The 11,818-nt window shown below is 68.7% G+C and carries 8 protein-coding genes; 2 read left to right on the plus strand and 6 right to left on the minus strand.

Going from position 1 to position 11,818, the window contains the following annotated elements; genetic code table 11:
* Window positions 1-37: 37 nt before the first annotated feature.
* Together ACFYZF_RS06630 and ACFYZF_RS06635 are read right to left on the minus strand one after the other, a co-directional pair.
* A complete protein-coding gene (locus ACFYZF_RS06630; RefSeq protein ID WP_387016649.1) occupies window positions 38-595 on the minus strand; it encodes a DUF6879 family protein in 558 nt (185 codons plus the stop codon).
* Window positions 596-602: 7 nt separating this feature from the next.
* Window positions 603-824 carry a hypothetical protein gene (locus ACFYZF_RS06635; RefSeq protein ID WP_117666929.1) on the minus strand — a complete coding sequence of 74 codons (222 nt, stop codon included), beginning with the start codon at window positions 822-824 and terminating at the stop codon, window positions 603-605.
* 144 nt (window positions 825-968) lie between these two features.
* On the opposite strand from ACFYZF_RS06635, the gene ACFYZF_RS06640 reads away from it, so the two are divergent.
* Window positions 969-1,394: a hypothetical protein gene (locus tag ACFYZF_RS06640; protein WP_387016651.1), complete on the plus strand. Its 426-nt coding sequence runs from the start codon at window positions 969-971 to the stop codon at window positions 1,392-1,394.
* A gap of 501 nt (window positions 1,395-1,895) precedes the next feature.
* A complete protein-coding gene (locus ACFYZF_RS06645) occupies window positions 1,896-2,300 on the plus strand; it encodes a hypothetical protein (RefSeq protein ID WP_387016652.1) in 405 nt (134 codons plus the stop codon).
* A 63-nt stretch (window positions 2,301-2,363) separates the two neighbouring features.
* On the opposite strand, the gene ACFYZF_RS06650 is transcribed toward ACFYZF_RS06645, so the two are convergent.
* From ACFYZF_RS06650 to pglW, 4 genes are read right to left on the minus strand one after another with little or no spacing between them, the layout of a single operon-like run.
* Entirely contained in the window at window positions 2,364-3,842 is a 1,479-nt protein-coding gene (locus tag ACFYZF_RS06650) for an HNH endonuclease (protein WP_387016653.1), read from the minus strand.
* A 29-nt stretch (window positions 3,843-3,871) separates the two neighbouring features.
* Entirely contained in the window at window positions 3,872-4,063 is a 192-nt protein-coding gene (locus tag ACFYZF_RS06655; protein ID WP_387016655.1) for a hypothetical protein, read from the minus strand.
* A complete protein-coding gene (gene pglX / locus ACFYZF_RS06660; RefSeq protein ID WP_387016656.1) occupies window positions 4,056-7,568 on the minus strand; it encodes a BREX-2 system adenine-specific DNA-methyltransferase PglX in 3,513 nt (1,170 codons plus the stop codon). The genes ACFYZF_RS06655 and pglX overlap by 8 nt, the downstream gene beginning before the upstream one ends.
* Window positions 7,565-11,704 (minus strand): BREX system serine/threonine kinase PglW, encoded by a 4,140-nt coding sequence (gene pglW, locus ACFYZF_RS06665; protein WP_387016658.1) that lies wholly within the window; start codon window positions 11,702-11,704, stop codon window positions 7,565-7,567. Before pglW ends, pglX begins: the two co-directional genes overlap by 4 nt.
* Between the last annotated feature and the right edge of the window lie 114 nt (window positions 11,705-11,818).

Below are 11,818 nucleotides of genomic sequence, written 5' to 3' on the forward strand. Positions count from 1 at the left end.
GCGCACGCTTCCTCCTCCCCGACGGCGAGTAGGGGATCTATGGGGAACCGGACTGGAGCCTGGCTGCGTACGTTCGGTAGGGGATCGACGCCGAGACGGCGGCATCACGCCACAGGTTCGCCTGCACGATCTTCTCCGGCTCGCTGATCAACGCGCCGGAGACGAACCGCCCCTCCTCGTCGTAGTACATGGCCACGAGTTGGTGGGAGTCGAACAGCCAGTAGTCGTAGTGCGGCAATGCAGCCGGCCAGTCGTTATCGGAGGCCACGATGAGGCGGACATCCTCACCCGCCTCGACCGTGTGTTCGTAGGCCCAGCCGCATTCGAAGCGGACGTAGTCCGACAGCGGCTCGGTCACGACGTGGACGCGGTGCATCCGTTTGCCGGCCGTCACCGCTGCCCGCACCGTGTCGCACCAGGCGGCGATCCCGGGGAACTCCCCGCGGGACTGGCCCGCCAGGAACCGGGCGAACTCATCCTGCTCGTACGACACGTCGTACCGCTGAAGCGTCTCCAGCCGGTAGGCCGTGTAACGGAAGTCGCGGAACAGTTGGTTGAACTCGTCGTCATCCAGAGACGTGAACGATCGGGTCAAACCTCGATCACCGCTGCCCGGACTCGCGGTAGCGCTCAATCGCGCCGAGCACCACCTCGGCGGAGATCCGAACCGCACCCTCACCAGGAAGCACGTTCTCCAGCTCGCCGAGGGTGTCTCCGTCGACCAGGTGCCCCTGGACGACCAGCTCTCCGCTCTCGGCGAGGTAGACCGTCGGGCATCCGTTGCCACCCGACCCCGGGTCCTTGTAGAGCTTGGTCAGCTTCATCGCGACCTCCTCCGAGTAGACGACCAGCCGGCGTCTTCTGCGACGAGAGTAGTGCGTAGCGTAGCGGCCGAACAAGTCGTTACCGGCGAACCGGGAACCCGGCAGTAGCATCGAGGACAATCAACAAATCCATGCCGTCTCTGATTGATCTTCGTGTCGGTCGAAGTCGGCTGCTTGGAGGTGGAACCGCCAGTGGACCCGCTCATGGTTACTGCGGCGACAACGCTCGTCGCGTGGACGACCAATGAACTCGCCCAGGGCGGCCGGCTGGCGGTAACGGCACTGATCGACTTCCTGCGGGACCGATTCAGGCGCGAGCCCGAGGCGCGCGAGGTCATCGAGGGGCTGCTCCACCAGCCGTCACCGGACGCTGCGCGCCCTCTTGCGGAATTACTGGATAGCGAGGCACAACGCGACCCGGCGTTCGGCGCAGAGTTCCAGGCCCGGTGGAAGCGGGCCGACGCAGCCGTCGCAGCGGGTCCGGGCGGCGTGGCCAACTCCATTTCCGGTGACGTCAGCGGGCCCGTGGTGCAAGCCCGCGACGTCCACGGGGGCATCTCGTTCGGCTAAGACGGCGGCGGGTTCAGCCAGTGGCTGCATTTGCCTCGACGAGTTCGGTGAATATCTCGGAGGGCTTCTCCCATTCGGCAGAGAGCGCCCTACGCAAGCCCGTCCCGTCGCGCCGTTTTCTGCCGCCAACCCCCGGCCACGAACGCTGCTGACGCCGATGCTGCTCGACGGTCCAGCCACACGGAGATCCTCTGTCGCGTACCGACCCTCCTGCCCGGCCTTTCACGCCGATAACCAGCAGACGATCAAGGGGCAGGCCCTCAAGAAAACGCCCGGAGCGAGGGCAGGGCATCCCCGTCCGGCCGCACCGCGCCACGCCGGCCCAGATCAGCGAGGATGGCAGTCTCCACCCACCATTTCCAGCTCGGAGACCCGCACGACTTTGCCGGAGCCCTGAATCTCCGACGCGGTGGCCTTGACCGCGTACGAGGCATCGGCGGTTATCAGCTTTGGGCCAGTAGGTAGAATCGTTCGGATAGGGCTGGGGAGAGGAAGGCGCGGATGGGTAATCTAGGGAACTACCAACTGATAACGACCATCGCCAAGAAGGTCGGTGGCCCGATGGTGCTTCTGTGCGCGACTCTCGGCAGTGGGTACATCATCGGTCGGACCATTGAAGCGGGTGGCAAGAAGGCATTCAAGGCGCCGGTAGCCGCCTTCAAGAAATGGAACACTCCATGCGCGACGAAGGGCCAGCTCTTCAGGGTCGTCACCGACGGTGAGGACAGCAGCGGCTTGAAGCTCACTGCAGGTGACGAGTACCGGGTTCTGGAGTGCGACGGCGATGCGATCCTCATTGAAGTCCTGAACGATCCGAACAGCCCGTACTTCGTGTCCAGCGAGTTCTTGACAACGATCTCAGACTTCCCGGCAGAGGACACAGGCAAGGTCCAAACAGGCGACTGATTCCCAGGCGCAACCTACCACGCACAGCCATTCATGATCTTGGAACGGCCCTGGTCGTCGCCGTCACTCGGGAAGGCCGCAGAAGCGACGGTGGTGCTTCAGGCGCTTCACGCTGATGGCGTGTTCCTTGTGCCGTTGCAGCCTGCCGATCTTCGTATCGTCACTCGCCCGCCGCACCACGAACTCGTCATCGATGTAGATCGCGAAGAAGTCGAACTGAACGTGGTGGTTGGGGCAGAGGCAGAGCAGGTTGCTGAATTCGTCCGGGCCGTCGTGCGGCTTCCCCAGTCCCTGGATGTGCGCCGCCTCGCTGTAGTACCCGTCGCGGGTCTCCAGCCGAAGCCCACAGACCTGGCACTGGTGGTCGTACAGCCGCTTGATGGCCTCCGCGAACTTGCCGCTGCGGACGATGCGGTCGATTTGTACGGACTTTCTCTTGACCGGCCCATTCGAGCCTGGCTCGCCGGCAGTCAGTGACGAGAGATCAAGCGCTCCGGTTGCGGAGTCGTAACCGGCAAGCCCGACCTCAGCCAGCAACGCCGGCCAGTCGACGTTGGGAATTAACGCCCTGGACAGCATCGCCACGGCGCGGCCCCGCACTTCGACGTTGTCCAGCAGCTCCGCGACGGCAGGAGAAAAGCCCAAAGAGGAGACGTTGCGGGTGCCGAGCACCGCCCGTCCATGGAAGCCGGAGGGCTCGACCTCCCAGCTTTCCGGGGTCCTGACCTCCCATAGTTCGCTGCCGGCAACCGGACCCAACGGGTATTCGGCAGGGTCGCCGAGCATGGTTGTTTCGCCATACCGCTCGACGAGAGGCCTGAGACTGATACTGGCGTCGGCCCAGTCCGAGAGCCGGTTCTCGCCGGCAGCGATCCTCCCGATGGCCCACAGCATCGTCAGCGGCAGGTTCCGGGCCGCCGCGTCGCACCGGCGACGGCGGGACAAGTCGACGATATTCTGCACGGCCGCGAAGAACCGCTTACGGTTCATCCGAGGCGGCGCAGGCGGCTCTGGCGGCGGCACCGGGCCAGACATGGCCGGCAGGCGCGACGAGATATCGGCGTATTGGGCGGCACTGAGCAGGGTGAGGCTCCGCAGCGGAACGGGCAGCCCGAGCTGGCGCAGGATGGGCTCAGCCGGCACTGGGCGGGCGAGCGGCTCGACCTCGCCCAGCGCCATGATGTGTTCCCAGGTCTGACCGTCTTCGGCGGTCTGCCAAACACGCTTTGCCACTGCCGGATTTCGGAACAGGTGCAGGATCCGGGCGCGGGCGTAGAAGGTCTTTTCGGCGTAGAAGAGGACGTGATCGCCGACCCGGCGGTCGCGGAGCGCGCGTACCTTTGCGTTGTTCGTCTGCTGGCTTGGTGTCGACCCCCACAGGCGGGCGACGCCACGCGGATAGAGCCGCTGCAGGACCGCCAGCTCAGGCCCGAGTTCCGCCGCGATCTCCGTCAGCCGAATACCCCGCTTGACGGAATGCTCGTAGTGCTGCGGGCCTCGCACGTTGGCCCCGCCCCGCAACTGCAGCAGCAACTGCGGCATCCGGCTGGCTCGCTGCCCGGCCTTACGGTTCACTTTCCGGTCCCCCACAGCTTCCCCTCGCCTCGTACGCTGCCGAACAGCGGGTTGGTGTCCAGCGCGACGATGCCTGAGCGGAGTACCCCGCTCAGGCCCGCGCGCTCCACGTTGCGGTAGCCCTCGAAGCCGTCGAACAGGCCACCCAGCTTCCCCTGATCGCCCACGCCTTCGTCTCTCCTACTCATGGCTGCTGGCCTGGTCGCTTAGCCCTCGCAGGGTGACCAGGGTCGGACGGTCGGCCCCGAACTGGGACAGCTCGGCGTCGACAAGGTCGGTGAAGAACTGTGCGGGTGAGCCGGGGAATCCTGGTCGCTCGTCGGCGTGCCACTGGTGCAGCCACGGCTCAAACTCGGCGATGCCCGCAAGCAACGGCAGTAGCCGCTCCGCAGGCCAGGCCGCCTGAAGCTTCCGGTCCAGGTAGACAGTCGCTAGTGCCTGTGCCTGGGCAAGGTGGTCCCACCCTGCCCAGCCGAGCAGTTGCGTGCCGTCGCCATCCCGGCCCGCCTTCGGGTACGAGATGAACCGTTCCTTCGGCACGTCGAGCTTCCCACGCGCCCGCCAGTACGACGGCTTCAAGAAATCGGCCGAGGTGTACTTCGGCGGGACAGCGATCTGCACGCTCTCGCCCGCGTCCTCAAGCCGCTGCTGCTCCCAGGTCCGCTCCCACTGCACCCGCTTACGCAGACCGGACGGCTTGTAGCGGTGGACGGGGAGATAGGGCACGTGCTCGTCGGCAATGAGCTTTGCAAGCGTTTTCGTGAGGTCGTAGTCGTCGCGGCCGATCCACAACTCCAGCACCGACCGGAAGTCCTCGTCGTGCCGCACTTTGTCGGCGAGTTGCGCGACCGACTGCGGCATCGGCCGGTCACCCCACAGCTCGGGTGCCTCCAGCCAGTCCAGCAGCCAACCCCGCAACGCCTTGGCCTGCATCGCGTCCCAACCCTCGGTGGCCCATCGCCGTTTGCACTCCGGCCGCTCGATCAGCGCGATGTTGCGATCCGACTCGATGACCTCGATCCGCCGCTGCACCAGCGCCCGGTACTCATCCGGCCAGTGCGCCGGCAAGTCAGTAACGGGGTGGAACTTGTGATTGTGATGCTTGAACCAGGTCGTCTCAGTTCCGCGAACCTCGGCATCTCTAGCCACGCGAACCGCGAACGCCCGCTCACTCGAACTTAGTTGCGGCGGACTAGCGCAAGTCAGGTCGTCGCTGCACAGCCCATAGAGCCGGTAGACCTCCCAGTCCAACTCCTCTTGCAACGCGATCATCTGAGCCCGGACCTCGTCGTAGTCAGCATGCGCCGCTCGCAGCCGCTCCCGGGTCGGGACGCCAGACCCAGCAACCGCTGCCGGGTTCAGGCCAGCGAGCCGCTGCGCGAGCGAGTCGAGGACTCGCGCCCGCTTCAACGGGTACGCCTTCGGGAGCGGAAACTCCTGCAACTTCGTGCCGGTGAACTCGAATCGATGCTCCCACGGCTCGTCCGCTCCAGCTTGTTCTGCGCCAGGCCGCCCCTTGTTGTGGCTCACCTGCTTGAGCCAGAAGCAGGCGATCGAACTGTTCAGCACCCCGAGCAGCCGTAGGTGATCGTCTTCCGTCGCCCCCTCCGGCAATTTGATCACCGGTGCCGACCTATTGAAGACCTTCCCACCCCGATCTAGTACGAAGTGGTTGTGCGTCGCCACGAACGCGAAGACGACGGACAGGGCCGTCCGATAGGCAGAAGCAGTGTGCTGGTGGTATTCCCACCAGCGAAGGCCGGCATCAGCCATGCTTCCCTGAAAGGTTCGCCTCGCCGCCAGCATCGCCTTCCAAGGCCACAACTCAACGGAGAGTCCTGCCTCGTCAAGTGCCGCGTCGTAGGGGTACCAAATCGCATCTTCGGGGGACGAGTTCCAGTCACGAACCGCCTCGCCGATCAGCAGTGGACGCAGGGCATCAGAGTTGGCCGAGGTCTGGAGCTTCCGGCCAAGCGGTCGCATGAAGGCTTCATCAGCGCCGGCTCTAATGGCACGCCCTACGGGCAGGTCGATGAGCTTCGACATCTTGGTCGCGTCAGCCTCTAGCGCGGCGACCAGGTCACCTGCCCCGCCCCCGCTAAGGCTCCATGGATGCGCGGCGAGCCGATCACGCGGAAGGCTGAGAACGGTCACCCAGTCGGACTGGGCCGCCGGATCATGCATGCCCCCTTTGATGGCTGACCACACCAGCCCTGCAGCAGGGTCATCCGGCTGGGCTGGCTCCCCTCGAACACCAAGAACGGTCAAGACGGTTCGAGAATGCCGGCGATCCTTGGGCCGTCCGATCAAAATCACGGTTGGCGTGCCGTGACCGGGTATGTAGGCACCGGAGGTATCGATGACCTCGGTCAACTCGACCTTGTGAGAGAGGTAGTTCTCCACCAACTTCTTGCCGAACTCGCGCTTCATGAACCCGTTACCGGTGATCTGACCGACGTGCCCTGCACTCTCGCCGTGCTCGTCACAGCGCTTGGCCAGGTCGAAGAAGCGTTGGGCGAACGGCACGGTCAGCGCGTACTGACGGTGACATACATCGGGGTACTCATTCCGATAGCGGTCGTTCAGCGCCTTGTCCTTGACGGTGATGTACGGCGGGTTGCCGACCACCACCGTGTACTGCCCCTCGCGCAGGTAGTCACCCAGCACGTCGGCGTCCTCGGTCGCATACGCGAAGCCGCTCCCGCCCTTTCCGTACTCGAACAGGTCCCCCTGGTGCCGAGAGGTGCGCCCCCAGTGCAGCAGCGAGTCGCCCGTCGCCACCCGGACCGGCCAGGACGGCGTCCGTTCCAGCGACGTCAGCCCGCATTCCTTCATCGCGGCGACCAGCATCCGGAAACGAGCGATCGCCACCGCGAACGGGTTGATGTCGACCCCGGTCACCTGCCCGAGCGCCCGTTCGACCAGCACCCGCACGTCGGTCGTCGGCTCACGCTTCCGCCACAGCCTCACCAGCCGGCCGAACGCCCCGAGCAGGAAGTGCCCCGACCCGCACGTCGGGTCGATGACCGACGTCTCCGACAGCCCGAACTCCTTCACCGCCGGCTCGAACGTCCGGTCGAGGATGAACTCCTCCACGAAGTCGGGCGTCTGCAGCAGCGCGTACGTCTTCTTCGCGTGTATCGACAGGTCCTGGTACAGGTCGCCGAGGAAGCGGGTGTCGAGGTCCTCGACCCGCAGCGACGCCAGGCCCGGCCCGCGCCGGAAGAACTCCGACAGCCGCTCGGAAGCCTCGCCGGAGATGTCGAACCGCCACACCGGGTTGTGCTCGTCGAAGATCTTGCCGGTGGCCTTCAGCGTGCCCAGGTACCCGAACGCCTCGCGCAGCCAGTGCCGGTCGTTGTGCCGGGGGTTGTCGATCAGGTACTGCTGGCGGTGCTGCACCGCCCGCTCGACCGGCGCGGCCGGCTCCGGGCCGCCGATCCAGAGCGGCTCGACCAGCTCGTTGTCCTCGCAGAAGCGCACGAAGACGCAGCCGAGCACCCAGGCCACCGCCGCCTGGTCGAGGATGTCCTCCAGCCAGGTCTCGAACGTCCCCGCCGTGCGCCGCGCGTCTGTCGCCTGGGCGTGCTCCTTGCGCAGCGACGACTCCAGCTCGGAGTCCCGGGCGACCACGCCACGCAGGTCTTCGGTGAGGACGGTGACCTGGGCCTGCAGGGCCTTCAGGGGGATCATCGGGGGGCGTTCCTTATCTGCGGGATGGCGGTGTTGCTCCACTCCTCGGGCAGCCACAGGGACTGGCTGGCCGGCGAGGTGAGCGGGAGTTGCCGGCCGTCGAGCAGCACCGGCTCGGTGCGGCGGACGGGCAGCAGCAGCAGTCGGGCGGCGGGGCGGGGCCGGGTGGGGTCGGCCAGCTCCTGGATCAGCCGGAGCTGGTCGTAGCGGGCCAGCGGAGCGGCCTCTGTGATCAGCACCGGCCGGTCGGTCTCGGCGAGCCTCCGCTCGACGGCGGGCATGACCTCGTGCTGGAACAGCTCCACCAGGGACCGGAAGTCGGCGTCGGTCGGCGAACCGGTGTCGGCGGCGACGATCACCTCCCAGGGGAAGCTGAGCGACCGCAGCCGCTCCAGCATGATCGCGGTGACGTCGACCTCGGTGAGGTCGTACCGGCTCAGCAGGGCCCGGCGGGCGTGGACGGTCCGCCGGATCGAGGTGAGCGCCACCAGGAAGCCGCTCCGGTCGATGACGCCGTCCAACCGCCTGCTGGCGCGGGCGGCGGCGTCCGGCTCCAGGAGCGGGCCGACGGTGGTGAGCGATCGGGTGCCGGTGACCGAGGAGGTGCGGTCCGGCGGGACGTACCGGGCCTCCTTCGAATCCCAGACCAGCGGGATCAGCTCCCGCAGCAGCCCGTCGAGCTGCGGCCGGGGCGGCAGCTCCTGGGCGCGGGCGAACCGGGTGCGTACTCTGGCGCGTACCGTCTCGGGGTCGAGGCTCTGGCCGACCAGCGCGCCCGCGGCGAGGCGCAGCGCGCGCTCGGCGGGCATTCCCGCCGGGTAGAGCTGGCCCTGCGCGTTGACGGCCACCTCGCCGCCGCTGCCGGCGGCGGCGAGCTGCAACAGCCGGGCGTCGCTCAGCGGCGGCGTGCCGGCCGGCGGCGGCTCCAGCGCCCGCAACTCCTCCACGGCCCGGACCCGGGTGGGCAGCGGGTCCGCGCCGGCCAGCGCGGCGGCACGGCGGCCGAGCCGGGTCACGTACCCGAGCAGGTCGTCGGCCGTCCGCTCGATGCCCGGGTCGTCGGGCTCCCGGCCGATGAGCACGGTGTCGCCGCCGCGCAGCCGGTGCATGGCCAGCCGGGCGTCGCCGCCCCGGGCCAGCTCGGTCTCCACGGCGGCCCGGACCAGGCCGATGGCCTGGGCGGTGCGCCTCGGCTCGGCCGTGTACGAGCCACGGGCGACGATCAGCGCCTCGGCGATCTCCTCGGCGGAGCCCACCCCGCCCCGCCCGTCGAGCAGGGCGACGATCTCGTCGCGGACCAGGCCGAGGGCTGAGTTCGGCTGCCAGTCCCGGGCGACGAACCGCTTGATCAGGGTGGAAATCTGCGGCTGCTGCTTGCCGGCCACCCGGGCCACGTCCGACTGGGACGGCCAGCGCAGGTACCTGCCCTCGGCGTCGGGGGCCTGGCCGAGCAGCACCTGCACGGCCGCGCGGTGCCAGGCCGTGCGGCCGATGTCCTCCGGCAGCAGGGTGGCGCAGAGCGCCTCGACACCCTGTGCGTGCGAATGGGCGGGCGCGGGCGGCTCCCGCCCGGCGTCGAGGAGGTCGCGCAGCTCCCGGCTGCGGGCCAGGATCTCCTTGCGGGTGGCGTCGGGGACGCCCCGGGCCCGGGTCAGCGCCGACGGTTCGGCATCCAGCAGCTCGCCGACCGTGGTGAAGCCCAGCCGCTCCAACGCCGAGCGGGCCCGCGCGGTCAGCTCAGTGGCCTCCAGGGGCGAGGTACGGCCCAGCGGGGCGAGCGCCCCCGTGTCGTCGGTGGCCTCCGCCGCCGGCTCGGGGATCTCCCGGAACACCGCCCGCCAGGCGTCGGTCATCTCGTCGAGGGTGTCGAACCGGTCGGCGGTGTCCCGGGCCAGGGCCTTGGCGAAGAAGGCGACGAGCCGGTCGGCGACCGAGGGGTCGAAGGCCGCAGGGTCGAGGGTCACCTCGTCGGCGACGGTGGCCGGGTTCGCGCCGTCGCCCCAGCGGGGCAGCGTGCCCGTGGCCATCTCGTACAGGGTGACGGCGGCGGCGAACCGCTCGGCGGCGGCGTCGAAGCGCAGCCGGCGCGGCGGCCCGAGGAACGGGTCGAGGTAGGCGGTGGTGCCGGCCGTGAGCTGGTCGGCCGGCACTCCCGCGAGGGAGAAGTCGAAGATGCACAGGTGCGGCTGCCGGTCCTTCGGCCGGGGGAGGGCCGCCAGGTTGGCGGGCTTGATGTCCCGGTGCCATACCCCCTGCCCGTCCAGGAACGACACGATCTCCAGCAGGTCCCGGCCGTAGCGCTCCAGCAGGTCCAGAGCCAGCCGGCCGCCGCGCAGGTCCTCGGCGAGGGTCCGCTCGCCGGCGTTCTCCAGCAGCAGGGCGGTGCGGTTGCCGACCTTGATCGGGCCCTGCACCAGCGCCGCCACCCGGGAGTCGCGGAGCTTGTCGATGGTGCGGGCCTCGGCGGCGAACCGGTCGGCGTACTGCTCGTCGCGGGCGACCTTGAGCACCAGCTCCCGCCGGCCCTCCGGGGTCTCCTGGGCGACGGAGAGCGCGATGGCGGTGGCGCCGCTGCCGAGGTTGCCCAGCACGCTCAGGCCGCCGTCGAGCACGTCGCCCCGGTGTGCCTGCAACGGATCCACCACCGGCACGGGCTCCGGGGCGGTCAGCTCCTCCCAGACCATGTCCATCCAGGTGAGGAACTCCCCCACCCGCTTCATCCGCTGCCCCGGGTCGCCCCGGGTCGCGTCGTAGACCGCCGAGACCAGCGCGTCCGGCATGCCGTCGGCGACCGCGTCGAGGTGCAGGCCGCCGTCGGCGACCGCCGCGAGCAGCCCCTCGGCGGAGGTCGCCGGCTCGACCCCGGCGAAGATCCGGTACGCCAGCGCGCCGAGGGAGAAGATGTCGAGCTGGTGGCCCGGCAGCTCCTCCAGGATGGCCGCCTCGGGGGCCTGGTACCGCCGGACCACGTCGTCGAAGAACAGCTCGATGCTGGCCGGATCGGTCAGCGAGCCGAGCGTGGTGACCCGGGTGCCGGGCAGCCGACCGCCGGTCTGCCAGTCGGTCACCACGAGGGTCGGGCGGGGGCCGTCCGGGTCGCACACGAAGACGGCCCGCGGGTTCAACGACCGGTGCGACAGCCGCCGGGAGTGGGCGTGGTCGACGATCTCGGCGAGGTCCTGCACGAGCTGGAGGCGTTGGGCCAGTTGCAGCCGGCCGTCCCGCTCGGCCAGCCACCGGTCGAGGCGTACCCACTCGGCGCGGTGGTCGAAGACGACCGCCGGCCCCCACGGGTGCTCGACCAGGTCCAGGGCGCGGGCGATGCCGGGATGGTGGATGCCCTGCAGCAGCCGGAACTCGCGCTCCGCCGCGAGCTTGATCCTCGGTACGTCCTCCTCGGCCGCCCGGCTGGTCAGGTAGAACCGCACCCGGCGCAGCAGCTCGGTGCCGACGGTGTGGTCGGCGAGGAAATCCTGCCAGCCGATGCCCTCGGCGAACGGCCGCTGGTGCAGCACGAGCTGGTTGACCCGGCGGTCGGCGACAGAGGGGCGGATCCGCGCGCCCTTCACCAGCTCGACGATCTGCCGGCCCCGGACCGCGTCGACGCGGTTGCGGGCGTCGACCGGCTGGGCGAGCAGCAGCTCCTTCAGGCTCGGCAGGCGGGAGGTGCTGCTGCCGTCCAGGCCGTAGACGTGCTGGCGGCCGATGTCGTCCAGGTCCCCGCGCATGTTCTTGGCGTGCAGAAAGACCGCCGCCTGGACGTACGGGACCTTCGCGCCGTGCGGCGCGTACTGCTGGATGACGCTGCGCAGCCGCTTCGCCTTGCGGTTGACCAGGATCAGCGGGCTGTCGACCACCTGGGTCGCGCCGTTGGGCTTGTGCCGCCGCCACTGCTGGCCGTCGCCGGAGATCCGGCCCTGCCAATGCTTGAGTTCCAGCACGTAGAGGCCGCTGCGGGTGAGCACCAGCGCGTCGACCTCGTTGATCGAGCCGTCGGTGCCGACGAACTCCACATTGGCCCAGACGTGGAAAGGCTCCGCGTCCGGCAGGTACGACGCCAGCTCGCGCAGGCCCTCCTGCTCGTGCTGGTACGCACTCGGGTTGATCTGGTCCCAACGCGGCGAGTCCTCACGCATGCCGCACCGAGCATTCTTGCGCGATCATCGATGCCACTCCCGGATAACCAGACCGTCTTACAGCCCGTGGACGGTACCGTCCACTCTCATTCCTGCCCATAGCCGTCAGGTCAA

The sequence above is a fragment of the Micromonospora sp. NPDC001898 genome (assembly GCF_042891255.1).
Taxonomy (GTDB): Bacteria; Actinomycetota; Actinomycetes; order Mycobacteriales; family Micromonosporaceae; genus Micromonospora.